This is a genomic window from Mycobacterium saskatchewanense, assembly GCF_010729105.1.
In the GTDB taxonomy this organism is placed as follows: domain Bacteria; phylum Actinomycetota; class Actinomycetes; order Mycobacteriales; family Mycobacteriaceae; genus Mycobacterium; species Mycobacterium saskatchewanense.
The window spans coordinates 1,508,655-1,533,941 of the sequence record NZ_AP022573.1 but is presented as its reverse complement, the minus strand read 5'-3'; the positions used below and the strand labels follow the sequence as shown (position 1 = coordinate 1,533,941).

Annotated in this window: 25 protein-coding genes, 2 tRNA genes and 3 pseudogenes; 17 read left to right on the top strand and 13 right to left on the bottom strand. The window is 64.1% G+C overall.

Going from position 1 to position 25,287, the window contains the following annotated elements; translation table 11 throughout:
- The first annotated feature begins 14 nt into the window (after positions 1–14).
- From G6N56_RS07155 to G6N56_RS07140, 4 genes are read left to right on the top strand one after another with little or no spacing between them, the layout of a single operon-like run.
- Positions 15–1,532, top strand: coding sequence for a TldD/PmbA family protein (locus tag G6N56_RS07155; protein ID WP_085257418.1), 1,518 nt, complete (start codon positions 15–17; stop codon positions 1,530–1,532).
- Entirely contained in the window at positions 1,529–2,902 is a 1,374-nt protein-coding gene (locus G6N56_RS07150; protein ID WP_085257419.1) for a TldD/PmbA family protein, read from the top strand. The genes G6N56_RS07155 and G6N56_RS07150 overlap by 4 nt, the downstream gene beginning before the upstream one ends.
- Positions 2,903–2,942: 40 nt before the next feature.
- Positions 2,943–3,770, top strand: a complete 828-nt coding sequence (locus tag G6N56_RS07145; protein WP_085257420.1) for a carboxymuconolactone decarboxylase family protein — start codon at positions 2,943–2,945, stop codon at positions 3,768–3,770.
- Between the two features lie 19 nt (positions 3,771–3,789).
- Positions 3,790–4,296: a nitroreductase family deazaflavin-dependent oxidoreductase gene (locus G6N56_RS07140; RefSeq protein WP_232069239.1), complete on the top strand. Its 507-nt coding sequence runs from the start codon at positions 3,790–3,792 to the stop codon at positions 4,294–4,296.
- A gap of 19 nt (positions 4,297–4,315) precedes the next feature.
- On the opposite strand, the gene G6N56_RS07135 is transcribed toward G6N56_RS07140, so the two are convergent.
- The gene (locus G6N56_RS07135) at positions 4,316–4,519 is read right to left on the bottom strand and encodes a hypothetical protein (protein ID WP_142280752.1); all 204 of its coding nucleotides are present in this window, start codon (positions 4,517–4,519) and stop codon (positions 4,316–4,318) included.
- Positions 4,520–5,131: 612 nt separating this feature from the next.
- Here G6N56_RS07135 and G6N56_RS07130 point away from each other — a divergent pair.
- Positions 5,132–5,205 (top strand) — tRNA-Ile (locus tag G6N56_RS07130).
- Between the two features lie 43 nt (positions 5,206–5,248).
- Here G6N56_RS07130 and G6N56_RS07125 read toward each other — a convergent pair.
- Positions 5,249–5,890 (bottom strand): site-specific integrase, encoded by a 642-nt coding sequence (locus tag G6N56_RS07125; protein WP_264019575.1) that lies wholly within the window; start codon positions 5,888–5,890, stop codon positions 5,249–5,251.
- A 67-nt stretch (positions 5,891–5,957) separates the two neighbouring features.
- Here G6N56_RS07125 and G6N56_RS07120 point away from each other — a divergent pair.
- Positions 5,958–7,055 (top strand): annotated as a pseudogene (locus tag G6N56_RS07120) (IS256 family transposase); the annotation flags it as partial.
- On the opposite strand, the gene G6N56_RS29720 reads toward G6N56_RS07120, so the two are convergent.
- Both G6N56_RS29720 and G6N56_RS07115 read right to left on the bottom strand, forming a co-directional pair.
- On the bottom strand, positions 7,030–7,410 hold the full coding sequence (locus tag G6N56_RS29720; protein ID WP_408632668.1) for a hypothetical protein: 381 nt from the start codon (positions 7,408–7,410) through the stop codon (positions 7,030–7,032). The pseudogene G6N56_RS07120 and the gene G6N56_RS29720 overlap by 26 nt on opposite strands.
- A complete protein-coding gene (locus G6N56_RS07115; protein ID WP_408632667.1) occupies positions 7,296–8,024 on the bottom strand; it encodes an IS110 family transposase in 729 nt (242 codons plus the stop codon). The genes G6N56_RS29720 and G6N56_RS07115 overlap by 115 nt, the downstream gene beginning before the upstream one ends.
- A 281-nt stretch (positions 8,025–8,305) precedes the next feature.
- Between G6N56_RS07115 and G6N56_RS07110 the strand changes: the two are divergent.
- A pseudogene (locus G6N56_RS07110) lies at positions 8,306–8,527 on the top strand (transposase); the annotation flags it as partial.
- 522 nt (positions 8,528–9,049) lie between these two features.
- On the opposite strand, the gene G6N56_RS07105 reads toward G6N56_RS07110, so the two are convergent.
- The 7 genes from G6N56_RS07105 to G6N56_RS07075 form a co-directional block, all read right to left on the bottom strand.
- Positions 9,050–10,324 carry a DNA methyltransferase gene (locus tag G6N56_RS07105; protein WP_085258456.1) on the bottom strand — a complete coding sequence of 425 codons (1,275 nt, stop codon included), beginning with the start codon at positions 10,322–10,324 and terminating at the stop codon, positions 9,050–9,052.
- A gap of 70 nt (positions 10,325–10,394) precedes the next feature.
- On the bottom strand, positions 10,395–11,039 hold the full coding sequence (locus tag G6N56_RS07100) for a hypothetical protein (RefSeq protein WP_142280853.1): 645 nt from the start codon (positions 11,037–11,039) through the stop codon (positions 10,395–10,397).
- Positions 11,040–11,067: 28 nt separating this feature from the next.
- Positions 11,068–12,120: a DUF262 domain-containing protein gene (locus G6N56_RS07095; RefSeq protein WP_085258457.1), complete on the bottom strand. Its 1,053-nt coding sequence runs from the start codon at positions 12,118–12,120 to the stop codon at positions 11,068–11,070.
- A 428-nt stretch (positions 12,121–12,548) separates the two neighbouring features.
- Entirely contained in the window at positions 12,549–13,106 is a 558-nt protein-coding gene (locus tag G6N56_RS07090) for a type IV toxin-antitoxin system AbiEi family antitoxin domain-containing protein (protein WP_085258458.1), read from the bottom strand.
- A gap of 652 nt (positions 13,107–13,758) precedes the next feature.
- Positions 13,759–14,385: an NADPH-dependent F420 reductase gene (locus tag G6N56_RS07085; protein WP_085258459.1), complete on the bottom strand. Its 627-nt coding sequence runs from the start codon at positions 14,383–14,385 to the stop codon at positions 13,759–13,761.
- A 149-nt stretch (positions 14,386–14,534) separates the two neighbouring features.
- A complete protein-coding gene (locus tag G6N56_RS07080; protein ID WP_085258460.1) occupies positions 14,535–14,990 on the bottom strand; it encodes a nuclear transport factor 2 family protein in 456 nt (151 codons plus the stop codon).
- A gap of 241 nt (positions 14,991–15,231) precedes the next feature.
- The gene (locus tag G6N56_RS07075) at positions 15,232–15,966 is read right to left on the bottom strand and encodes an SDR family NAD(P)-dependent oxidoreductase (RefSeq protein ID WP_085258616.1); all 735 of its coding nucleotides are present in this window, start codon (positions 15,964–15,966) and stop codon (positions 15,232–15,234) included.
- Between the two features lie 126 nt (positions 15,967–16,092).
- On the opposite strand from G6N56_RS07075, the gene G6N56_RS07070 reads away from it, so the two are divergent.
- A complete protein-coding gene (locus G6N56_RS07070; protein ID WP_085258461.1) occupies positions 16,093–16,743 on the top strand; it encodes a TetR/AcrR family transcriptional regulator in 651 nt (216 codons plus the stop codon).
- A gap of 172 nt (positions 16,744–16,915) precedes the next feature.
- Positions 16,916–17,134, top strand: a pseudogene (locus tag G6N56_RS07065) (IS481 family transposase); the annotation flags it as partial.
- 49 nt (positions 17,135–17,183) lie between these two features.
- Here G6N56_RS07065 and G6N56_RS07060 read toward each other — a convergent pair.
- The gene (locus G6N56_RS07060) at positions 17,184–17,708 is read right to left on the bottom strand and encodes an MTB12 family secreted protein (protein ID WP_085258617.1); all 525 of its coding nucleotides are present in this window, start codon (positions 17,706–17,708) and stop codon (positions 17,184–17,186) included.
- Positions 17,709–18,086: 378 nt separating this feature from the next.
- On the opposite strand from G6N56_RS07060, the gene G6N56_RS07055 reads away from it, so the two are divergent.
- The 3 genes from G6N56_RS07055 (at position 18,087) to G6N56_RS07045 (ending at position 20,370) form a co-directional block, all read left to right on the top strand.
- Positions 18,087–18,386, top strand: a complete 300-nt coding sequence (locus G6N56_RS07055) for a hypothetical protein (protein ID WP_085258462.1) — start codon at positions 18,087–18,089, stop codon at positions 18,384–18,386.
- Between the two features lie 391 nt (positions 18,387–18,777).
- On the top strand, positions 18,778–19,170 hold the full coding sequence (locus G6N56_RS07050) for a YchJ family protein (RefSeq protein ID WP_085258463.1): 393 nt from the start codon (positions 18,778–18,780) through the stop codon (positions 19,168–19,170).
- 54 nt (positions 19,171–19,224) lie between these two features.
- Positions 19,225–20,370 carry a zinc-binding dehydrogenase gene (locus G6N56_RS07045; protein WP_085258464.1) on the top strand — a complete coding sequence of 382 codons (1,146 nt, stop codon included), beginning with the start codon at positions 19,225–19,227 and terminating at the stop codon, positions 20,368–20,370.
- Between the two features lie 8 nt (positions 20,371–20,378).
- Here the strand turns inward: G6N56_RS07045 and G6N56_RS07040 are convergent.
- Positions 20,379–20,449 (bottom strand) — tRNA-Cys (locus tag G6N56_RS07040).
- Positions 20,450–20,561: 112 nt separating this feature from the next.
- Between G6N56_RS07040 and G6N56_RS07035 the strand changes: the two genes are divergently transcribed.
- From G6N56_RS07035 to G6N56_RS07015, 5 genes are all read left to right on the top strand, one after another.
- Entirely contained in the window at positions 20,562–21,476 is a 915-nt protein-coding gene (locus G6N56_RS07035; protein ID WP_085258465.1) for a TPM domain-containing protein, read from the top strand.
- 268 nt (positions 21,477–21,744) lie between these two features.
- Positions 21,745–23,016, top strand: a complete 1,272-nt coding sequence (locus G6N56_RS07030) for a fatty acid desaturase family protein (RefSeq protein WP_085258466.1) — start codon at positions 21,745–21,747, stop codon at positions 23,014–23,016.
- 44 nt (positions 23,017–23,060) lie between these two features.
- Entirely contained in the window at positions 23,061–24,065 is a 1,005-nt protein-coding gene (locus G6N56_RS07025; protein WP_085258467.1) for a glycoside hydrolase family 6 protein, read from the top strand.
- Between the two features lie 155 nt (positions 24,066–24,220).
- The gene (locus G6N56_RS07020) at positions 24,221–24,949 is read left to right on the top strand and encodes a GntR family transcriptional regulator (protein WP_085258468.1); all 729 of its coding nucleotides are present in this window, start codon (positions 24,221–24,223) and stop codon (positions 24,947–24,949) included.
- A 16-nt stretch (positions 24,950–24,965) separates the two neighbouring features.
- A complete protein-coding gene (locus G6N56_RS07015; protein ID WP_085258469.1) occupies positions 24,966–25,244 on the top strand; it encodes a sigma factor-like helix-turn-helix DNA-binding protein in 279 nt (92 codons plus the stop codon).
- Positions 25,245–25,287: the final 43 nt, after the last annotated feature.

Sequence of the window (25,287 nt, the reverse complement as noted above, 5' to 3'; positions counted from 1 at the left end):
GTTACGGTGGAGCCGTGACACCGAACCAGGGGATCGATCCTGACTTCCTGGACCTGCCGCGCCTGCAGCTCGCCGAGGCCGCACTCTCGGCGGCCACCGCGGCTGGGGCCAGCCATGCCGACCTGCGCATACACCGCATCAGCACCGAGACCGTCCAGCTGCGCGACGGGGAGCTGGAGACCGCGGTCGTCAGCCGTGAGGTCGGCTTGGCGGTGCGGGTGATCGTGAACGGAACCTGGGGATTCGCCTCCCACGCGGAGCTGGCGCCGTCGGTCGCCGCGGAGACCGCGCGCCGTGCGGTGCAGGTGGCGAGCACGCTGGCGTCGCTCAACAACGAGCGCGTCGAGCTGGCCCCCGAGCCGGTGTACGCCGACGCCACCTGGGTGTCGGACTATCGGATCGACCCGTTCGGCATCCCCGCGACCGAGAAGATCGCCGTGCTCGAGGAGTACTCCGGGCGGCTGTTGGGCGCCGACGGCATCGACCACGTATCGGCCGGGCTGCACGCCGTCAAGGAGCAGACGTTCTACGCCGACACGTTCGGGTCGTCGATCACCCAGCAGCGGGTGCGGGTGCTGCCGTCGCTGGAGGCGGTGACCGTCGACGCCGCGGCGGGCACCTTCGACTCCATGCGCACTCTGGCGCCGCCGATGGGCCGCGGCTGGGAGGCGCTGGCCGGCGACGAGGTGTGGAACTGGACTGACGAGCTCGCCCAGCTGCCGACGTTCCTCGCCGAGAAGGTGAAGGCGCCCAGCGTGACGGCGGGGCCCACCGACCTGGTGATCGACCCGAGCAACCTGTGGCTGACCATTCACGAATCGATCGGCCATGCAACCGAATACGACCGCGCGATCGGTTATGAGGCCGCCTACGCCGGCACCTCGTTCGCTACGCCCGACAAGCTGGGCACCATGCGCTACGGCTCGCCGGTCATGAACGTGACCGCCGACCGCACCGTCGAACACGGCCTGGCCAGCATCGGTTACGACGACGAGGGCGTGGCTGCGCAGAGCTGGGACCTGGTGCGCGACGGGATCTTCGTCGGCTACCAGCTGGACCGGGTGTTCGCGCCGCGGCTGGGGCAGGCGCGGTCGAACGGCTGCTCGTACGCCGACTCGCCGCACCACGTGCCGATCCAGCGGATGGCCAACGTGTCGCTGCAGCCGGCGCCCGAAGACATCAGCACCGCGGACCTGATCGGCCGGGTCGAGGACGGCATCTACATCGTGGGCGACAAGTCGTGGTCGATCGACATGCAGCGCTACAACTTTCAGTTCACCGGTCAGCGGTTCTTCCGCATCCGTGACGGCCGCCTGGACGGCCAGCTGCGTGACGTCGCCTACCAGGCCACCACCACCGACTTCTGGAACTCCATGGAAGCCGTGGGCGGCCCGTCGACCTGGCGGTTGGGTGGTGCGTTCAACTGCGGCAAGGCCCAGCCCGGGCAGGTCGCCCCGGTCAGCCACGGCTGCCCGTCGGCATTGTTCCGCGGCGTCAACGTGCTCAACACCCGGACCGAGGGCGGCCGATGATCACTCCGCAACACGTCGTCAACCTCGTGCTGGAGGAGGCGGCCAAACTCGGCGGCGCCAGTGAGACCATGGTGCTGGTCACCGACCGGGTCGAGGCCACGTTGCGCTGGGCCGGCAATTCGATGACCACCAACGGGGTTTCGGTGAACCGCAGCATAGCGGTGATTTCCGTTGTGCGGCGCGGTGATACGGCGCAGATCGGCACGGTGGTGTCCGCCGAGGTGGATCCGCGGGTGGTCCCCGGCCTGGTGGCGGCCTCGCAGGACGCGGCGCGCTCCGCGCCGGAGGCCGGCGATGCCGCACCGCTGCTGGCCGACGCCGGGACGCCCGTCGATTGGGACGCGCCGGTGCCCGGAACCGGCCCGTTGGTGTTCGGTGACGTCGTCGATTCCCTGAGCCGGGGCTTCGCCGGCCCCAGCCGGCTGTACGGCTTTGCGCACCATAGCGTTTCGACGACGTTCCTGGCGTCCTCGACCGGTCTGCGCCGGCGCTACACGCAGCCCACCGGCGGTGTCGAGATCAACGCGAAGCGCGGCGACGCGAGCGCCTGGGCGGGCGTCGGTACGCCCGATTTCGTTGACGTGCCCACGGATTCGCTGCTCGAAGACCTCTCGATGCGGCTGGGCTGGGCGGAGCGCCGCGTCGAGCTGCCCGCGGGCCGCTACGAGACGATCATGCCGCCGTCCACGGTGGCCGACATGATGATCTACCTCGGCTGGTCGATGTCGGGGCGCGCCGCGCAGGAGGGCCGCACCGCGTTCTCGGCGCCGGGCGGCGGCACCCGGGTGGGGGAGCGACTCACCGACCTGCCGCTGACGCTGTTCTCCGATCCGATGGCGCCGGGCCTGGCGTGCACGCCGTTCGTCGCGGTGAACAGCTCATCGGAGACGGTGTCGGTGTTCGACAACGGCATGGAGATCGGTCAGGTGGACTGGATCCGCAATGGGGTGATCAACGCGCTGGCCTACCCGCGCGCCACCGCCGCGAAGTTCGACGCCACCGTCGCCGTCGCCGCCGACAACCTGGTGATGACCGGCGGGTCGGCCGACCTGGCCGACATGATCGCGGCCACCGAGCGCGGCCTGCTGCTGACCACGCTGTGGTACATCCGCGAGGTCGATCCCACGACGCTGCTGCTGACGGGACTGACCCGCGACGGGGTGTACCTCGTCGAGGACGGCGAGGTGACCGCGGCCGTAAACAACTTCCGGTTCAACGAAAGCCCGCTCGACCTGCTGCGGCGGGCCACCGAGGCCGGGTCCAGCGAGCCCACGTTGCCGCGGGAATGGGGCGACTGGGTGACGCGGGCGGCCATGCCGTCGCTGCGGATCCCCGACTTCCACATGTCGTCGGTGAGCCAGGCGCAGTAGCCGATTGCCTTGCGCGTGGGTGCGTCCTAGCGTGTGAGAAATGCTGACGCGGTTGGTGGAGTTGTCCCCGGGCGACGGGCGCGTCTCGGCGCTGGTGCGACAGGTGTGCGCGCAGACGATGTCGTTGCCGCCGTTGCCCGCTCCCGTCGAGGCCGGCGAGCCCGAGTCGCAGGCCGAGGCCGTCATCGCCGAATTCGCCGAGCAATTCAGCGCCGACGTCTCGGCCATCACCGGCGAGCAGCGGTCCCGGTTGTTCAAGGAATTGGGCAACAGCACCTTCGGCGTGGTGGTGCTCATGTTCATCGCCGACTTCGTGCCGCGGGTGCGGGCCGGGTTCGAAGCCCTCGGCGTCGGCGCGGAGCACCTCGGCTGGGTGGGCGGCCCGATCGTGTGGGACCACACCACCGAGCCGTCCGGCCTGCTGTTCGACGACTTCCTCCCGGCGGTGGCGCGGATGCGGTCGCTCGACCCGGTCACCTCTGAGCTGGTGCGGCTGCGCGGCGCCGCCCAGCACAACTGCCGGCTGTGCAAATCGCTGCGCGAGGGCACCGCGCTGGACGTCGGCGGATCGGAGTCGCTGTACGGCGAGATCGAGCATTTCCAGACATCCGGCGTGCTCGACGGCCGCGCTAAAGCAGCGCTTCGCTACGCCGATGGGTTAATTTGGACCCCTGCGCACCTCGTCGCCGATGATGTCGCCGAGGTGCGCTCGGGATTCTCGGAGGCCGAGGCCGTAGAGCTCACCTTCGACATCATGCGCAATGCCAGCAATAAAATCGCCGTCTCGCTGGGCGCCGACGCCCCGCGCGTCGAGGAAGGTACTGAGCGGTACCTGATCGGCGCCGACGGGCAGACGGTGTTCAGCTGATCGTGCCTAGGATGCGGACGTGGCCTTGAGACGATTCAGCCCTCTTCGTGGCCGGCGGTTGCGGTGGGACGAGGTGCTGTTCGAGCGCTTCGCCATGAGCCGCGTGGGCTACGTCCTCGGGTCACGCTTGGCGCCTGTGCTGGACAAGACGCTGGTACCCCGGTCCAACGGGCGCCTGAGCACCATGGGGATTGACAAGGTCGGCATGGTCACGACGACCGGCGCCAAGTCCGGCCAGCCGCGCTCGCAGCCGCTCGCGCTGATCGACGACGGCAAGGGATTGCTGGCCATCGCGTCGAACTACGGGCGCGAGAAGCACCCCGCGTGGAGCGCCAATCTGCTGGCCCATCCGGAATGCACGCTCGAGTTCAAGGGCGAGACCAGGCCGTACCGGGCCGAGCTGCTGACCGGTGACGAGCGCGCCGCCGCCTGGGCCACCGCCGTCGACTCCTACGCCGGCTACGAGAACTACCGCGAGCAGTGCGCCCCTCGGGAAATCCGGATCTTCCGGCTGAGGCCCGCTTGAGCGCGCATCTGCTTGCTAGTTAGCCGCCGCCACCCCCGCCGCCGCCCTCGGGCACGTAGTACCACTCGTAGTCGGAATCAGGATCGGCATTTACGGTGGTTTTGACCGGGTGAATTGACTCGGCGAAGGCCACCACGGGTGCTGAGGCCATCGCCACGATGGCGAGCGCCGCGAAGGCGACACGCACATCAATGGATCGGCGACCGACCGGTATTCTGCCCATTACACATTTCCTTTCAGGCATCATTGACCTTTGGTAATGCGCGCGCATTAAGTGCGTAGTGTGCGCCGAATGTGATCGCGATGCCAGCAGTGGACGTAACGGGCGAGTAAACGAAAAATACTCTTTTGTTTCGGATGAAGGCGAGCGCTTCAAGCGACCTGTGGTCACGGAACACCTGGTGGAGGGCGCGTCCACGAGCGCGGCCGCTCGACTCCGCCACCGGGTGCAGCTACCGGAACGCGCACGCGACTGCAGCGTACGAATTTTCGGCGCGGAACGCTGGACGCGCTGTCGCGTGAAGGCGGGCAGCGTCGGTATCGGGAGAACACGTTCGCGCGGCCGAGGCTGTGTGGTCAATTTGGCGTCTTAGTCTCCGGCAATAGAAATGGCTTGATCTCCGCCGTGGCTGGGCGATTTGAGCGACTCCCGCACCGCCGTTTATTCGCGGCTTGCCGGCCCGATCCGACTCCATGCGTCTAGAGGGCTTGTACCACGAGCCGCCTGGTGATTCCCGCGCCCTGGCTCGGTGACCGGACGCGCTGCGGTTCCGAAGCCGGAGGCGCCGCAGGGTAAATTGCTCAACGTCGGAACGCAGCGTGCGCGTCTGCGCCAGGGGCGGTAGCTCAGTTGGTTAGAGCCGCGGACTCATAATCCGTTGGTCGCGGGTTCGAGCCCCGCCCGCCCCACTTCAGAGGCTGTTTTTCAAGATCAGTGCCGCCAAGTCATCGTTTATTCATCGTTTATGAGGACGGCGCGGTCCAGCAGGTCCGCTACCTGAGTGTGGATTCGTCCCCGGGTCATGTAGCGGTCCTGGGTCATGCTGACGTGACTGTGGCCGAGATGATCGGCGCCGATTCGGGCCGAGAGCCCTTCGTCGTCGATGAGGGTCGCCACAGTCTTGCGGAAGCTGTGGGTGGTCACCTCGGCCACCCCCAGTTCTTCTCGCGCCGTGCGCCACTCCTTGCCGAAGTTGTTGGGGTCGCGAAGCGTCCCGGCCGTCGAGGGGAAAATAACTACTTGCCCGCCGAGATAGGGCAGCTGCCGGCGCTTGCGGAGCACGTCGACGGCGAACTTGGGTAGCGGGATGGTTCGCCGGCCGGCGGCCGACTTGGTCTCGTCGACGCGCAGCAGGCCCTCACCGGGTACGCGGATGACCTTGCCGGTGATGGCGAGCATGCTCGCCTTCTCGTCGAAGTCGACCCAGCGCAGGCCGAGGAGCTCTGAGCGCCGAAGGCCGGTGGCGATGAGCAAGGTGATCGGATCGACGAGGTCGTGCTTCTTACAGAAGTCAGACGTCTGCAGCTTGGTGAGGAGTTCGCGCAGCTGGTCGGCGGTGAGCGCGACCGCGCCTTTGGGCTGGCTCTGGGACAGGACTGTGGAAATAACGGTGTTTCCGGCACTGACACGCTGAGCGATGCTCGGCGAGAGAGGTGCCGTGATGACGACACTGGACGATGTGGCGAAGAAGAAGGCGGCTGAGCAGTCTGCAGAGCAGAAGGCTGCGGTCGAACTGGTCCGACTGGCCCAGGAACAGGGCCTGTCGCTGACCGGTCCCGACGGGCTGCTCAAACAGCTGACCAAGACCGTCCTCGAGACCGCGCTCAATGAGGAGATGACCGAGCACCTCGGGTATGAGAAACACGACCCGCCCGAGGCGGGGACGGGCAACGTCCGCAACGGCACCCGCACCAAGACGGTGCTGACCGACACTACCGGTGCGGTCGAACTCGACGTGCCGCGCGATCGGGCATCGACGTTCGAGCCCCAGATCGTCAAGAAGCGTCAACGCCGGCTGTCCGGGGTCGACGAGGTGGTCTTGTCGTTGTACGCCAAAGGCCTGACCACCGGTGAGATTTCAGCGCACTTCGCCGAAATCTACGGGGCGTCGGTGTCCAAGGAGACGATCAGCCGGATCACCGACAAGGTCATCGAGGAGATGAACGATTGGGCGGTGCGGCCTCTGGATGAAACCTACGCGGCGATCTTCATCGACGCGATCGTGGTCAAAGTCCGCGATGGCCAGGTCGCCAACCGGCCGTTCTACGCGGCCATCGGGGTCACCCTGGCTGGGGAACGCGACATCCTCGGCTTGTGGGCCGGCACCGGCGGGGAGGGCGCGAAATTCTGGATGAGCGTGCTCACCGATCTGCGTAACCGCGGCATCCGGGACACCTTCTTCGTCGTCTGCGACGGGCTGAAGGGCCTGCCGGAGGTGGTCGGCAACGTGTGGCCGGCCGCGATCGTGCAGACCTGCATCATCCATCTGCTGCGCAACACGTTTCGGCTCACCTCCCGTAAGTACTGGGATGAGATCAAGCGTGATGTGAAACCGATCTACACCGCGGTCAACGCTACCGCGGCCCGCACAGCATTCGACGAGTTGTCCGAGAAATGGGGGCAGCGCTCCCCGGCGGTGGTCCGCCTGTGGGACAACGCCTGGGACGAGTTCATTCCGTTCCTGGATTACGACGTGGAGATCCGGCGGGTGATCTGCTCGACGGATGAAATCGTCAAGGTGAGCGGTGATTGGTGGCGGGTTTGCGGGGTTGCCAGTGGGCGACGAGGACTTCGTAGGCACGTTCGGCCTGTTCGACGACCGCGTTCTCTTCGTCGCGGCGGTGCTTGCTGTTATAGGCCGCGCCGGGCTGGCGGTAGTTGCCGCGGCGTGACGGCGCCCCGGCGGCCAGTTCGAGCTTTCGGCGCTTGTGGGTGACCAGCCCTGGTCGAGCGAAGGCGTAGTCCTGGTCCTTGGTCACCAAATGCCATGCGAGCACCGTCATCTTGCGGGCGGTGGCCACGATCGCGGTCTGAAATCCGCGTCGGGATTTGATGCGCTGATAGAACGCACGCAAGGGCCCTGGTGCGCGACTGGCCGACCAGGCCGCCTCCACCAGCACACCACGCACATGGGCGCGGCCGGCTTTGCTGATCCGACCGTGCACAGTTCATGGGCGTGAAAGTCCAACTGACGCAACAACGCCTGCACGCTGGCGCGTTCATCGGCAGGTAACGGCTGACGCGAGAGCCAGTGCCGACCGGTCTTGCCAAACAAATCCGACACCGGCGGCGTCGGTGCGAGGTTACGGGCCAGGATCGCGTGCACCTGATTCTTCAGCCGAGTCCGTTGACGCACCACGTGAGCACGACGCATCACCTGCCGGCGCAGACTGCGGGTCCGATCGTCGGGCAGCCACACCGGTGGCAGAAAATCCGCTGCCAGCAACTGCGCCAAGATCCGCGCATCGACCTTGTCGGTTTTCACCTTCGCCTCGGCGATCGCCCGCGTCTTCGACGGGTTCGACACCACCACACGGGCCACCAGCGGTGTGAGCAGAGTAGCGATCGCATCGCTGTTTCCGGTGGCCTCCAACGCCACCTCATCATCCGGGCGTAGTTCAGACGCCCACGCCCGCAATGCTTCTGGCGTCACTCCGATCTTGCCTTCGTCGCGGAGGATCCCGTCCTCGACCACCGCCAGCTGCGCGAACTCGCGGTGCACATCCATGCCGACATATCTGACCACCGCCTGGTTCTCCCTTCCGTGCTGATCACTTGGCCGGGGAACCGCTGGGACGGAACGACACCTACGGATACGCGCTCGCAGCGCAGCCGGACAAGTCGCAGGGCGGCCAACTACTAACACGGGCTCGCAGCCCATCGAGCAAGAACGGCCTGCCCATACGTGTTCCCCGAAGGCCCCTGTTCCGGACGGTCGCACCGTATGCCTAGTACGTCTGACCAGGCAAGACAGAACCACGTGGGCCTCCACCCCATTTCATACCGGGTACCAATGCGATCGAGTCCCTCAACGCCCGCTACCGCCGCGCGATCAAGGCCCGCGGACACTTCCCCTCCGAGCAGGCCGCGCTCAAGTGCCTCTATCTGGTCACCCGATCACTGGACCCGACCGGTGCCGGCAGGGCACGATGGACGATGCGGTGGAAACCTGCCCTAAACGCGTTCGCGATCACCTTCGCCGACCGATTCCCGGCAGCCGAAACCTACTGATGGAAACCGCCGGAAACACCGTTAGCGAGATAGTCCCAATCGACCGGCGCGTTGACCGTAGCCGACGCAAGGGCGTCGGCTACGACTTAGGTCTATAACGCCGCCCTGACACACAGCCAGCGGTTGGTTCGCCGGCATGCACGGCCGACGACGTTTGAGCGCAGGACATTTGGGCAGTTGAGCGAACGGGCGGCGACATTCCTACGGTAGCCAGGGCTTTTGACTCATAGAGCTACTCACACTGAAGTTGCTAGCCCTCCTGGAATTGTGTTGGTACTCGGACGAAGTGAGTATTTCTTCCATAAAATGACGGAACCCCGCGGTCGGCAAAACCATTGGTGGGGCAATCTACGGTGCAACCGAGCGCGTGAGCAATTAGATTATTGGCATCACAACCCTGGAAAGGGCATGCCCTGTGCCGTCGACTACATTCCATTTCCGCAAGAACCGATTAACTGTCAGTGGCCGTATGAGATACTTTGCACGATTTTAGACCCGAACGGGGCGACGCTCAGTCGGGCATTATTTGCGCAGGATAAGCGCGCTCTCTACCGTTTTGAATACGGATCGGTAGCGTCGACTCGCCGGGTTGATCGACGCCATCGTGCGCGGCGCAACAAAATCAATCCGCTGCCAATCGCGCCATCCTAAATTGACGCTCATCGTTCCAATCACTTCCGCTAAATCTAGATGAATCTCCTTGTAATACGAGTCTTGTACGACAAGTATAGCGCGGCTACCGCGAGCAAGAACCCGGCGAATCTCGACGAGTGACTCCGACATTCCACCGAAATACTGCTCATAGTACGTTTTATAATAGGTGGCTGAAGCCCGGGATTCATGCGCCGCGACTTGGTCAAGGAATTGCATAGCTGAAACACCAACCCTGGATGCGAAGTCGTCCATACTACGGTGCGTGATTGTCGGAGTTCCGATCATTCTATCGCGCAGAGATCGAACCTCCTCTGCGGATAACCCTAATAAAGCAAGCTCGGGCAACGTTGCTTTAACATAATCAATTCGAGTGCAGTACGGCGGCGACGAGAGAACGGCCGATACTGATTCATCTGCAAGCGGAAGCTGAGAAGACGCAGCCACACCTACATGAGCCTTTGCTTCTCCCTGTTGCTCGTCCAGCGTTAATTGTCTTGGCTGTGAAAGTTCACGAGCGAACCGAGATGCCTCAGCCTTGAACAATTCGTAAAGGCGTAGCCTCGGGATTCCAAGCTTTTTACCGCTGGGACTTTTGATCCATGTCGGATTCGAAGGGATGTAACATTCAACCAGTTTCCGAACAGTCCGAAAGAGCAACATGTAAAAACTCGCAGCCAAACTTGAAATCTGTTGTTGGATTTCTGGAAAGTACGCATTGGGCTCGGCGGACTCATCAACTAGGAGCCGAACGATCGAACGCTCAATTCGCCGAAGTGTAGCAACGGTAGATGTGCCAAACCACATCCCTAAAGGGTCTCCTGAGCGCCTGAATTCTAGACGCTCGGAAATTTTGATTACTTCCGCTGCGATGGGTTCAATACTTCCAGACACTTCTGAACCGAGTAGACGCGCTCGTCCCAAGACGACTGCAGCTGGGTTTATATCGAACCCGACAGAATCGATACCCATCAGCGACGCAATTTTTGTAGTGGTCCCAGAGCCATTCCATGGGTCCAAGATTAGTTCTTTTTCTTTAAATGTTAAACTACTGAGCATGTCTTCGACAAAGCCATTTGAGTAGCCAGCATAGTATCTATAATACTGGGTGCGGGATAATTGTCCGGCTAGCTTCGGGCTCCGCATTGCCGTCTATTTCCTCACATTCAGCGATGTCAAGTTGGTCCTATTCTAGCAGTTCACGCGTGTAGAGACGCTACATCGCCATCAATTCAGCGGTCGTTTCCAGCTCGTCCAGCCACTCGGCGATCACCGACTGCGGCCTTCCGGTAGGAACACTAGTCACCAAGTCTGGCACCGATCGTCGCCGCGCAGTAAAAGGAATGATTGGCGAAATTCCATACCGGCGGGCGATGTCTACGACAGTCGATGCGGTGTCTTTATTCTTGTGCGCGAAGAAATTTCGGGTGGGAGGAAGATCTGCGTAGAATGTGGCGCCGAGAGAAAGTGCCTGGGAAATCGATTGCGCGTTCGACAACTGCAGTCCGGCCCACATCGACTGCAGGAGATAGGCATCGTGCCACGCGGGCTCATCACGCCGGGCGATTGAGCTGGGACGGCCATTTCTTCCCAGCCACGGTTTAGCAATCAACGTTGCATCGACGATAATATCGGCTTCTGACGGCCAACGGCCGCGCGAAGATGTAACCCGGTAACCGCTAACGGTTCGCGCGCCGAGTGCAGAGGAAACCAACGCGGACCTGGCATAGAGACTCCATGCGTTAGCGGCCTCAATGACAATATAACCCAAATAGACGCCTTTTTTGGCGTCGTAGCTATTGCTTTGGCTATTCAGGGCCTGCCGCAATCTCGCTACGCGCTGCGAGAGTTTGGATGCCAACACTCCTAAGTCACATTCGACGTGCATTTCAGAGCGTTGGCTGCATCAGCGCACGGCAGAACCAAACAAACCGCAATTGTCGTTGGCTCGCCACATTAGTGCGACTCGAAGAGGCGTCGACAAATTCTTTATACTCATGTGCAGAATCTCCGTTGTCGAGAACATCCGCCAGGATCGATAAGTTGGTTAACGCTGCATTTCGGTCGATCTTTACTGGGTGATCGAGCTTGACATAGGCTTGTAGTTGGGATTGCGGCGTGTGGGTATGGATAATCGCGAGCAGCAAGGCGTAGAACTCATACGACTTCATAATCGATGTGTTGTGTATATCAGTGAGGGCGATCACGGTATCTAGAGCCTGCTCAATCGCCACCGTGAGCTCTTCTGCCTGCGGGAACGCTCGATCGAATTGCCTATAAATCGTGTCAAGTTTGGCTTTTGACGTCGTCTGGATGCCGTTGACGAGGGCATGAGTTACTTCGGTAAATAGCTTGGTATCCTGCATGCGCACCAGCTGTTTATCAGTTAAGACCCCGATAGTTCTAAGGGTTGAATCATAGCGAGAGCTGATTCGTTGTACGAATAGCTTGAAACTTCCCTGATAAACGGCGTGGCGTTGTTCCTCGGGATTAAGCGGAATCGTGTATAGGTTCATGCGGCGGAACACTTCGCGAACTTCCGCACTCGTTGTCGAAGTAAACAAGTCATACGAGAGCGCATATTCGAGGAATCTTGCTTTCAGCTCATCGGGTAAGTCATCAAAAGCATGGCTACGTGCTTCGGATAAATCAATTACAGAAGATAAGCGCAGCTTGTTATTGTAGAAGTCAAAAATTGCCCGACTTCGCTGTTGGCCGTCTACGATCTCGCGGATTGTTCTTTTACTTTTCAAGTCCAGTACCTGGTTCAACGCGAGTTTGGGCATCGGGTAACCCAGAAGTATGGTTTCAATGAGGTACGATTGAGCTTGCGGAGGCCACACTTTATCGCTTCGCTGATAATCGTGGTTGGCGATGATGTCGGAACGCATCATCGCTTCGCAATATTCTGCGACACTGATCGTACTGGGAGTGCTTTTCATGTGCCCCGATTCTTACTCATGTCTAGCTGTCGCTATCTGCGCGATCCTACCGGCTTGACACGTCGTCAGGAGCGCAACTAGTCCGCGTCGTCACGTTCTTGATCTTCTGCCGGCTGGTCTCGAACTGCCGGTTGGAATCAGAGTTTTGCACAGCACAATTCGCAGTGGTGGCGGGCGAGGTGGCCGCGGTGACGTCGCGCCTGACGGTGTTTGGTGTCGGCGTCCTTCGTCGGGCGACGCACCGCGTAGGCGGCGAGCACAAGCCACCGTTGAGGACGAAGTCGCCTGCATGGGAGCTGCGGGTGAGTCGATCAACGATTCGAGGGTGTGCCGGATCATGTACCCATGCGTCGGTGCGGCCGTCCCGTCCTTTGCCGCCGCGGAGCGGGCGACCAATTGGACCCGGCGAAACACAGCGTCGCCGGTAGTCACCCGAGCATCTCCAATGCCCGCTGGACTGGGGACTTCGTCCGCGGTAGGCGTGTAGCAATGTCGATCAGCCGCGCTGGTTCGCCGCCCCGACGCAGCCATTCGCGCAGCGCATCGCGCGCCAACTCGTATCCGACCTCGCCGCGCAGCCGGAACGCGTCCGCGATCGACCGCTCGGGCGAGTAGATCCCGATTGTCTGATCCGATCCCGGGATCGCGATCTCTTCGCGTCCGATGTGGAATGTGGTCCGGTCGAATTGATGCCATGCGATCGTAGCCGTGCTCGCGGGAGTCCTCGACCCCCGTGGGATCGCGACGTCCGGCGCAGTGGGGATTGCGTCGGTCAGGTCGTAGTGGGCGAGCGCCGAGGTTAGGCAGATCGTCGCATCGGGGCGGCGGGTTGTGGCCTCGATCTGATCGCAGTCGGCCACCGACACACCCGCGGGCAGATAGATACCGCGGGCGATGCGCTCCAACCGACCCGCACGGGCGCCACGGTAGAGCGCGCTGCGCGACAGGCCGACCTGGCCCGCAGTGCGTGGCGTCAGGGCCTCCACCAGGCACCCCCTGTCATCAGCGGCGTGATACAGAACGTCTACAGATAATATCAGCTGTAGACGTTTAGTTCCGATATACGCGAAGTGGAGATGAGGAGCACGTAGGTCGGTCCTCGCCTGCGATATGGCCGCTGCCGCAGTTGCAGAGCATGCTTACGGTGGCGCAGCAGTCATCGTTTATTCATCGCGAATGATTGAGAAATGACCCGATCCGCTCGGTTTTGGCGGGATCATCGGCACGTCTAATCCGTTGTTGCATAGAACAATTGCGCATCTTCCGGACATGGCGAGATCGACCTTTTGCAAATCCGTCGGTCGCGGGTTCGAGCCCCGCCCGCCCCACCTGAACAGCCCCACCATGAACAGCCTCACCATGAATATGTATGACGTCGGCTGATGCGTGACATGTCGCCTTCGGGTGATGCCTGACAGCGGTTTCGGCTGATCCTTGACACTTCCTTTGATCAGCGGAATTCGCGTCAACCAGTCGGCTCGCAGGAATGACCACCTTCGGCGATCCTCAGCAACAGCCGGACTGAAGGCCGATCGACAGGTGTCCTGACTATTGGCTGTAAGGCCGTCAAGCCTTGCACTTCGAGGGTGCGCAGCGCCCCCGTTCGCCCACTGCTTGGACTAGCCCGCGGGGTGCGGCTCAGTCGTCAAAGCCGTTGGCGCCGAGGGTGATATCCCATTGGCCCACGCCGTGACGGGCGAGACCCATGAGGACCAGGCCTGTTCCTTCCAACCAGTGCGCCATGTTCAAGCCTCCGACGTCCAGGGGGCGCAGCCCGATACTCGCGATGAACTCCGATACATGTGCCTTGGCCTGCGCATCGTCGCCAGCGAAGAACACATCGAGCGTCCGACCCTCCTTCAGGACATGACCGAAGACGGTGTTGAAGGCCTTCACCACGCTGGCGCCGGCCGGGGCCGCCCTGGCGACCTCCTGTGCGATCGAGGTGTCATCGGGGATGGCCAGCCCGTCGGCCTCGGAATTGAAGGGGTTGCTGATGTCCACGATGACCTTGCCGGCCAGCGCGTTTCCGTACTGGGCGACAACCGGCACGACATCGGCGTACCTCACGGCCACGATCACGATGTCCCCGGCCGGCGCGGTGCCGAAATCTCCCGTCCTGGCGCCGCCGCCGAGAGCCGTCGCGAGTTCAGTGGACTTGGACTGGTCGCGGCCGATGATCTCGACGGTGTTGCCGCCGGCTACCGCCAGCGCGCCGATGGCGCGAGCCATGTCCCCGGTGCCGATGATGCTGATGCTCTTCATGCTGTGCTCTCTTCCGAGGTCTCGGTCTTCCGCTTTGTCTCGTTCGTCCCCGGGAGCCGGTGGCGTGGGTGAAGTTGGGGTTCGGCCAGGTTCGGCCTGAAATGGCCGTTCCGGAGGTGTCGGCGACAGTGGCCCGTCCGGTGCGGTAACTACCTGCCCGCCGGGGGATCGGGCTTCACCGTCTCCGTGTCGGTGCGGAGTTCCCAGGGCTGCATGCCGAGGAGACCCGCAAGGCGCCCCTGCATTTGGACGCCGGACGGCAGCGGGCGCCACCATATGGTCACCTTGGCGACCTTGCCGTCCGCGTCAAGCAGGATGTAGTCCATCCCGTCGACCACGGTGTCTTCGATCTGCAGCCGAAAGTATGCGGCGTGGTGCGTCTTACCGCTGAGGACCTCCTTGTAGGTGAGGTCGGCCGCCACCGCGCCGACCGTCCGCATGGCTTCCAGGACTGCTTCGCGGCCGGTGACTGGCTCATCGCCGAGCGGGCCGTACAGCACCACGTCCTCGGCGAGAATTCCGGAAAGAGCGTCTTTGTCTGCGCCGCCGTGCATGCAGTCGACGAAGAATTCCACCGCGTCGCGGTGCGGGGCGAACGTGGTCATGGATACTCCCTTATGTCCTTTGTTGCACGTAGTGTGACCCGGCTGGTGCAAACACCCGTTCGTGTTGGTGTGCCGGGTCGTCGGGACCGGGGTGGTCGCCCTTCAGGGCGCGGCTACTCGATGACCCGAAAATGCATACGACACAACGGATTTCCGGGAGCCGGAGAGCCGGGACCGTTCTGCGCTGGTGGTCGCGGTCCGGTGCGCGACGTGTAGTAGACATGAACGCCGTTGTCGCTCACTAGATCAGTGTGGTACCGCCGTCGACCACCAGCTCCATTCCATTGACATAGCTCGAGTCCTCGGAGGCGAGGAACAAGGCAGCCGACGCGATCTCCTCAGGGCGGCCCATCTCTCGCCGTGGGATCACCGACTCGAACTGCGCCTTCATCTCCTCGTCCATCACCTCTTCCAACATCGGTGAGACGACCTGGCCGGGGGTCAGCACGTTCACCCGGATCTTCCTGTCCCGCAACTCCGACACCCACACGCGTGCGTAGGCGGGCAGCACGGCCTTGCTTCCCGCGTACACACTCCAATTGGGATAGCCCCTAAGGGAAGCGTTCGATCCGGTCATCAAGATTGAGCCGCCATCGTTAAACAGCGGGAGCGCCTTCTGCACCGTGAACAGCGTGCCGCGGGCGTTCAGCCAGAAGGCGTCATGGAAGTCCTCTTCGGTGATCTCACCGAGCTTGTTCTGCCTGCCCACCCCGGCGCTCGCCCACAACACGTCAATCGCGCCCTTTTCCTTCTTGACCGTGTCGAACAGACGGTCCAGATCGTCGAAGTCGGACGAATCGCCCTGCACGCCAGTCACGTTCCGCCCGATCTGTTCGACGGCCTGGTCCAGCGCGTCTTTTCGTCGGCCCGAGATGAAGACGTGCGCTCCTTCGTCAACGAACAACTTGGCGCCGGCCAGCGCCATACCGCTTGTCGCGCCGGTGATCACAGCGACCTTGCCATCGAGTTTTCCCACGATCACTCCATCCGTTCGAAGGTGCCGAGATTATGTACACCGATCCGTGTGCTTAACGTAACGGATGGCAATGCGGCGCGCAAGCTATGCACACCGATCCGTACCGAATACCGGTACGCTGGGCGTATGACGGAGCTGGAGAAGGGGCCGCGAGGCCTGCGCCGCGGCAGGGGCGCGCGAGAGCGCATCCTGGCCGCCTCCCGACAACTGTTCCGCGATCAAGGCATCAACGGCACCGGCCTGGACCAGCTCTGCGCGGTTGCCCAGGTGTCCAAGCGCACCTTCTACCAGCACTTCACCGGCAAGGATGAGCTGATCGCCGAACATTTACGCCGATTCGATCCCGACGTCCTGCCCGAGGTGTTCGACCGCACCGATCTGACACCTCGCGAACGGCTTCTCGCCGCCTTCGACATTGACGCGCCTCTGTGCCCGTTCATCGCGGCGGCCGTCGAAATCCACGACGCGGGCCACCCGGCACGCGCCCACGCCCGCGACTACAAGAAGGCTTTTGCCGCGCGGCTCACCGAAACCGCCCGCGAGGCCGGCGCCGCCAATCCCGAACAGCTGGGCGAACAATTGGCGTTGCTCTTGGATGGCGCTTCGGCCCGCAACCGAGTCCTCAACACCAAAACCTTCGCCACTGCCGCAGCCATCGCAGCCGTCCTCATCGACAACGCCATCCCCGCGGCCGCGGCACCGTCCGGCGCAGGCGGGCACCTGTCAACCGGGATGGGCCCGGGTGGGGGATCCGGCGGCGAACTCAGCCGAAGTTGACGCCGAGGGAGAAGTTGAAGTCCCCCAACGCCATAGCGGCCCACGCCTACCGACAGCAGGTCCGCGCCATACAGACGTGGTCCTTCGGCTTGATCCCGCCGCAGTTTCACGAGACGCGCCGAGCCTGCCTTGGCTGATCCGGGAGCGTCGGCACCGGGCCTTCTCGGATGACGATCGCGCCGGCGCAGAGTGGGTCGACCGCCGGGCGATCACCAATGGCGTGGTCAGTGTCGCCTGGCAGCAGGGCTGCGTCGGCGCGCACTACGCCGGCGGTCGCTGCGACGTCCACGCCCACGGTGACCTACTGCGCTTTTTCATCGGCGACGATCTGTTCAAGACTGCCGCGCGCACCAGCCGCGCGATCACCGAACGGAGACGTCAATCATCAACCGACTCTGAACAGCGGCCCCCCGTCGGGCTGCTCGCGCGGAAAGCTGGACTCAGTTCCCGGCGACGGCCTGCACCAGCATGGTCGCGGAAGGGCTCGACAACACCCAGTGACCGTTTTGATTGACAAACATCAAGGGCTTCGTAACCGGTGCCGACAGCTTTGGCCCCGAGACGGCCACATTGGACATGACCGTAGTCGGACCGTTCTGTTGGATGTTGGAGACGACAAACGACAACGGGAGCTGCCCGTTCCGGTAGGCCACTCTCAGCTCGTGATCCATCTCATGGCCCTCGCCGGACCCGATGCCGCCTTCGACGAGACCATCTTTGGTCCTATACGACACGCCCGGATTCGAAAGGTTGTTGAGGATGTCGGTTAACTGGTCGGGGGTCGGCAGGATCATCGTCGACGCGGGCTGGGGGGCCTGTGGTACCGGCACACCGACTGAGGCCAGGTGAACTTGAGGCGGGCCCGCAGGCGCAATGCCCAATGCGCTGGATGCCAGCCCGGCGGCGCCACCGCCAACGACGGCCAGTGCAGCCGCGCTGACGGCAATGGACTTCATGGATTTCATGGCTCTCCCTGTTGTGCGCATGGACGTGCGGGGCTGTTCCTCGCATCTTTACGCCGACACTTTGCGCTGGGCACATCGTGCCTCAATATGTGGGCCCAAAACTGCTCTGCATCAATCGGTATCAACCTGTTAGGAAACTGTAGTGCCGCTCCTCATCCCCGACTCATGACGAAATCCCGCTGCGCTCACCTTTGCCTTTGGTTCCAATCCGACAGGGCACCGACCGGACACCGCCGCGCGTCATTCGAGGTGCATTCGCGCGCTGCCTGGTCGTGATCCTTCGCGAAAGATGACAGGTCCGCTCAGGCGGCCGGTCTCGCCGGGTCGACGTATATCGCGATCTGTAAGCGTCGAGCGTGCACGACTAACCTCATACCGGTGACCATGGATACGAACTTTGACGCCATTCGCGCTGAGGAGATCAAGCGGGGTGACAACATCGAGTTCCCGCCCAACGACCCAGGGGTGAAATGGCTCGTCGACGAAAACAGGGCAATAAAGCCGCCTTGCAACCAGCCTGGCGCGCTGTGGTATGTCGAGGAGGAGGCGGAACCGATCCTTGGCAGCCCGTTGGGCGATCTATACATATTCACCGTCAAAGAGGTCGGGGCGGGAGCCGCAGTCGAGGTCCGAGTCAGGGGTCATGTGCCCGTCCGGCGTTCCAAGCGAAACTACTGATCAATTCGCCGGTGTCGGCCAATGCGTGTCGTGGTACGGGTGCGGCCGAAATTCCACGCCAAAAGGTTGTGGCGATAATGCAAACGTGGGTATGAGTTCCGCATCGCCAACGAAGGAGACAGCGATGAACCAACGCCACGAGGATGACGCGCCGAAAAACGCTACCGACGCCCCCGAGTCCAGGCCCAAGGGGGACCCTGAGCCAGTGGCTCCCGAGGCGGGTGAGGGGCCGATACCTCCGCTGACCGGTAACCCGCGGCCTCCGATCGGGAATTGACCACCCAAGTCCTCAACCCCACTGCACCGCCGATCTGCAATCGACGGTGAGCACCGATCCGGCCGGGAAAAATGCCCTCGCACCGCCGCAAGATTCCTCTGTCACGCTCATGACGTGAACGAATTCCTCGCACCGCCATGCCCGTGCGGCAGCGGCGTCAGCTACCGCGAGTGTTGCCAACCGCTCCACCACGGCGAGCGCCAGGCCCGCACGGCCGAGGAATTGATGCGGTCGCGGTATTCGGCCTTCGCATGCGGCGACGCCGACTACTTGTTCCGCACGTGGCACCCGCGCACCAGGCCGGCCGACGTGACCATCGACCCGGCCCTCACCTGGGCGGGACTCGAAGTCGAAGACACCGTCGCGGGCGGTCCCGACGACGACCGCGGTGAGGTGGAGTTCACCGCCCGGTTCGAGGCCGAGGGCCGCGCCGGCAGCCTGCACGAGCGCAGCCGATTCGAGCGCCGCGCCGGCCGGTGGTTTTACGTCGACCCGGAAGATGGATGACCGCGTCGCGCGTTGAGAAGCTAAAAGCACCGGCAACCGAAACGAGGCACCGCCATGACCGCAGACTTGCCTGACACCGCCCTCGAGCTGCGTTCGTTGGTGACGTCGGACGGCACGCTCGAACTCTCGCTGCGCGACGTTGCGGTTCCCACCCCAAACCACAACGAAGTACTGGTCCGCGTCGAAGCCTCGCCGATCAACCCGTCGGACCTGGGCCTGCTCATCGCCAGCGCGGACCTGACCAAGGCGACGGTCGCGGGCACGCCCGAACGTCCGGTCGTCACCGCCCCCGTCGCCAAGGAGACGCTGCCGGGGCTCGCGGCCCGACTCGACCAGTCGCTCCCGGTGGGCAACGAGGGGGCGGGAACGGTGGTGGCCGCGGGTTCCTCCGACGCGGCCCAAGCCCTGCTCGGCAAGACGGTGGCGATCGCCGGTGGCGCGATGTACTCGCAATACCGCGCGGTCGACGCGTCCGCCTGCCTGGTCCTGCCCGAAGGGGCCACGGCGCGCGACGGCGCGTCGTCGTTCGTCAACCCGATGACGGCGCTCGGAATGACGGAGACCATGCGCCGCGAAGGCCATTCGGCCCTCGTCCACACCGCCGCGGCGTCGAACCTCGGACAAATGCTGGTCAAGATCTGCCTGAAGGACGGCATCCCCCTGGTCAACATCGTCCGCAAGCCCGAGCAGGAAGAGCTGCTGAGGTCGCTCGGCGCCACCCACGTCCTGAACTCGACGGCACCCTCGTTCGAGGCCGACCTCCTCGAGGCTCTCAAGGAGACATCGGCGACGCTCGCGTTCGACGCCACGGGTGGCGGCACGCTGGCGAGCCAAATCCTCAACGGCATGGAGAAGGCGGCCAACGCGACCGCCACGGAGTACTCGCGCTACGGGTCCAGCACCCACAAGCAGGTCTACATCTACGGCTCCCTCGACACCGGTCCGACCGTGCTCGACCGGAAGTTCGGCATGGCGTGGGGTGTCGGCGGGTGGCTGCTCACCTACTTCCTGCAGAGCGCGGGCGCCGAGACCTTCGGCCGGCTGCGGGCCCGGGTGGCCGCGGAACTCATGACGACATTCGCGAGCAGCTACACCCGCGAGGTGTCCCTCGCCGGCATGCTCGCCCCCGACGCCTTCACGGCGTACGTCAGGCGGGCGACCGGAGAGAAGTTTCTCGTGACTCCGAACGCCCTGCCCTGACCCCCAAGAGCGAGTGACGGGACTCGAACCCGTGTATACGGCTTTGCAGGCCGCTGCCTAGCCACTCAGCCACACCCGCACGAATCGCCACCCTGCCAGCGCGGGTCGCCGGGGGCCAGCGTTTGCCTCGGCGCGATCATTTCGGCCGCGGCCATCGCCCTGCCCCGTACATCAACCGCTACATTGCCCGTATGCGCGTCGCTCGCCTCTGCGGTGTGGTCCTGGCGATCCTCACCGCGGGCCTGCTGCTGACAACCCCCGCCGGCGCGCAACCGCCGTCGACGCTGACCGACCACATCACCGACAACTCCGGCGCGCTGACGGATCCCCAACGGGCGGCGGTCAGCTCGGCGATCGACCGGCTCTACCGCGACCAAGGCATCCGGCTGTGGGTGGTCTACGTCGACAATTTCTCGCGATTCCGACCCGACAACTGGGCCGACAAGACCCGTGGCGCCAGCGGGATGGGTGATCACGACGTGCTGCTGGCCGTGGCCATCAACACCAAGCTGTACGCGTTCAGCGTGCCGCCGGGGATCCAAGGCCTCACCGCCGCCGAGGTGGGCAGTTTGCGGACCAGGCGGATCGACCCGGCGGTGGCCACCAAAGACTGGAGCGGTGCCGCGGTCGCGGCGGCCGACGGGCTAAATCAAGCGGCGGCGGGGCCGGATCATCCGGCGGGCTCGTCGAAACGGATCTGGTTGCTCATCGCGATCGGTGCCGTCGTCGCGGTGGCCGCGGTCCTGGCGCTCTTCGTGCTCCATCGCCGGCGCGCCGCGCGGCGGGGCCATCGAGGCGCCGGGCAACCGGACGTCGAAGCCGGCGACGATACGTCGACGCGGGCGTTGGCCACCGCCGACGCCCGAGTGCGCCAAATCTCGGACTACGTCGCCCGGCACCAACAAAGCATCGGGACCGACGCCAAAACCCGCTTCGACGACGCGAAACGGTACCTGGCGGCGGCGCACGGCACCGAAGGAACAGACGACGCTGAAGTGATCGCCTACGCCAACAGGGCCTCCACGCTGGCCGCTCAAGCGCAGACGCTGGCGAACGCCGACGTGCTGGCCGCGCACCGTACGCCACGCCGGCGATCGGCGCGGTAACGACCGCGACCCATAGGGTGGCGGGTGGGGGACACGCCGACGTGGCTGCCGGCGCTGACACTCAACTAGCGCTTATGTTGTACTGAGCTGCCGCTCATCTCGTGGCGTTATTGTGCCGGGTCACGAACCCGGTTGGGGCGCAATCGATCTCGGACCTATGTATCTCGTAAGTCCGCCGCCCGGGCGGAACGTTGAAATCGTCGGCGTCGTTGAATCGTTGACGGCATCTCGGCGCTGAGGTCCGCACAAGGCTTAAGGGGAGGAAACCATGGCGATCACCGACGTTCCAGCCTTCGCCCACCTGACGGACGCCGACATCGAGAGTCTGGCCGTCGAGCTGGACGCGATCCGGCGAGACGTCGAGGACTCGCTCGGCGAGCGCGACGCGCGCTACATCCGCCGCACCATCGCCGCGCAGCGTGCCCTCGAACTCGCCGGCCGGCTCGTGCTGGCCGGCAGCTCGAAACGCTCGGCGTGGTGGGCGGGCATCGTGACCCTGGGCCTGGCCAAGATCATCGAGAACATGGAGATCGGTCACAACGTCATGCACGGCCAGTGGAACTGGATGAATGATCCCGAGATCCACTCGACGACGTGGGAGTGGGACATGAGTGCGGCGTCGAAACATTGGATCTCCGCCCACAACAATCAGCACCACAAGTACACCAACATCCTCGACATGGACGACGACGTCGGCTACTTCGTCCTGCGCGTGACGCGCGACCAGCCGTGGGAGCGCTACAACGTCGGCAACCTGCTGTTCAACGCCCTCCTCGCGCTCGGGTTCGAGTGGGGGATCGGCTTGCAGACGGTCGACCTGGAGAAGCTGCTCGAGCCGGGGCCCGAACGTGACGTCATCGCCGTGCGGACCCGCGAATTTCTGGTCAAGGCCGGCCGCCAGGTGGTCAAGGACTACGTCGCGTTCCCGGCGCTGACGTCGCTGTCGCCGGCGGCGACCTACAAGTCGACGCTGACGGCCAACGCGGTGGCCAACGTAATCCGCAATGTCTGGGCGAACGCGGTGATCTTCTGCGGCCACTTTCCCGATGGCGCCGAGAAGTTCACGAAGACCGACATGATCGGCGAGACCAAGGGGCAGTGGTATCTGCGGCAGATGCTGGGCAGCGCCAACTTCGACGCGGGGCCCGTGCTGCGGTTCCTGAGCGGCAACCTGTGCCACCAGATCGAGCACCACTTGTTCCCCGACCTGCCGAGTAACCGGCTGCACGACGTCTCGGTGCGGGTGCGCGCGTTGTGCGAGAAGTACGACCTGCCCTACACCACCGGCCCGTTCTTGGTGCAGTACGGCAAGACGTGGCGCACCATCGCCAAGCTGTCGTTGCCGAACTCCTACCTGCGCGACACCGCCGACGACGCGCCGGAGACCCGCAGCGAGCGAATGTTCGCCCAACTCGAGCCGGGCTATGCTGCGACGGACGGCGTGACGGGGCGCCGCCGCGGGCTCAAGACGGCCATCGCCGCGGTGCATTCATGGCGCAGTGCCAACCCGCGCCGCCGCCCGGCCCGCATCTCTACGTAGCGGGCAGTTGGCGCTCGATCTGCGGGGATACTAGTTTTCCTGAGGTGACGTTCTCAGCTGCTCGTGCAGTCGCACGGTGGATCGCCCCATTCCTGTCAGTCGCCGCCGCTGCGAGCACGGCTCTGCCCACCGGTCCGACGCCGGTCCGCCCCGCCCCCGCGGTGCGCTTGGCCAGCGACGCCAATCCGTTGGCCGGGGCGCCGTTCTACGTCAACCCCACGTCGGCGGCCATGCGCGCCGCGCAGAGCACCGACCCGCCGAGTCCCCAGCTGGCCGCCGTTGCCAACACGCCGCAGGCGTACTGGATCGTCCCGGGGTCTTCGGCTTCCGCGGTCGGCAAGTACACCGGTGACGCAAACGCCGCCGGCGCCATCCCGGTTTTGTCGCTGTACGGGATCCCGCACCGCGACTGCGGCAGCTTCGCCGCGGGCGGCATGGGATCGGCGGCGGATTACCGCTCGTGGGTCGACGGCATCGCGTCGGACCTGGGCGCCTCGCGGGTCGCGATCGTCGTCGAACCCGACGCGCTCGCCATGGCCGACTGCCTGTCTGGCGACCAGCGCCAGGAGCGCTACGACCTGATCCACTACGCCGTCGACACGTTGAGCCGGGACCCGAACGCGGCCGTGTACGTCGACGCCGGCCACCTGCGTTGGCACACCCCGGAGGACATGGCCGCCAGGCTCAACCAGGCCGGCATCGGCCACGCGCGGGGCTTCAGCGTCAACACCGCCAACTTCTTCACCACCGAGGACGAAATCGGTTACGGCGAAGCCATTTCGGGGCTGACGAACGGCTCACACTACGTCATCGACACGTCGCGCAACGGCGTCGGGCCCGCGCCCGATTCCGAGCTCAACTGGTGCAACCCCAGCGGGCGTGCGCTGGGTGTCCCGCCCACCGCGGCCACCGCGGGGGCGCACGCCGACGCCTACCTGTGGATCAAGCGCCCCGGCGAGTCCGACGGGACGTGCGGTAAGGGCGACCCGACGGCGGGCACCTTCGTCAATCAGTACGCCATCGATCTCGCGCTCAAGGCCGGCCGGTAGCCGGGCGCCACGCCTGACCCGGCGTCGGCAAAGCCGGGCCGAATCTCACACCCCTCCCGCTTCCGGGGTGCGGGCGCTTCAGTCGCTCCGACCCCAAGTCGCAGCTAAGGGCAATGCTATATACAATCGCCATTGCTGGTATACAGGGAGGCGCAATGGCATACGAGACGGCGGCCGAACGGGTGGCTTCGCAGCTGCGCCTCGAAATCCTGCAGGGGGACATCCCCCCGGGCTCGGGGCTTTCGCAGCACAGCGTTGCCGCCCGGTTCGGCGTGAGCCGCATTCCGGTGCGCGACGCACTGCAAATCCTCGCCGGTGAGGGGCTTGTGCGTCCCATGTCGAACGCCACCGCCGCGGTGACCGGGATGTCGGTCGGTGAGTTGCAAGAGCTGTACGAGCTACGCGAGGCGGTCGAGCCGCTCGCCACCCGCATTGCCGTTCCCAATGTGGGTCGGGCAGACCTGCTTACGATGCGTAAGCAGTTGGAAGTCATGGAACAACATGCCGACCCCCGCGTGTGGCTGACCGCCAACGCCGCCTTCCACGCGGCGGTGTACAAGCGCGCGAACCGACCGCGGATGATCGAGCTGGTCGAACGATTGCGTGGTCTCACCGACCGCTATCTGTATGTCCATCTCGAGGTGATCGGGCAGACCGAGCACCTCGTGTCCGAACATCTCGCCATCCTCGCCGCTGTCGAGGGCGGCGACGCTGCCCTGGCCGCCCAGCTGGTCCGCGAGCATCTGGCGACCTCGCACGACTTCATCCTCACCTACCTGCTGGAGAACCAAGCGACGGCCGACGGCGACGTCGACCCATTGACCGGCTTGCACGCTCGCCCGGTGTCACCCATCGGGCCGCGGACGTCGGAGACCCCGTCATGAACGGCGCATCGAAGTCATGAGGGCGCGAGCTGAGACTGGCAAGCTCAAGCGAACGGATGCGTCCCGCGCCGACGAGTCAGGGCAGCTCTTCGACCGCGTGCTGATCACCGAAGCTTTGGCTCGGTTGCACCCATCGCAGCGCAAGATGATCCACCGGGCGTATTTCCTCGGATGGGCGACGCACCAGATCGCCGCCGACCTGGACGTCACCGAACCTGTTGTGAAGTGCCGGCTGCACCATGCCCTGCGCGCCTTGCGGAACTCCCTCAACGAGCCAAACCGCGTTCGGCGATAAACGTGTGCGTCCGCAATTCGACGGCCGAGAAGGCGGATGCCAC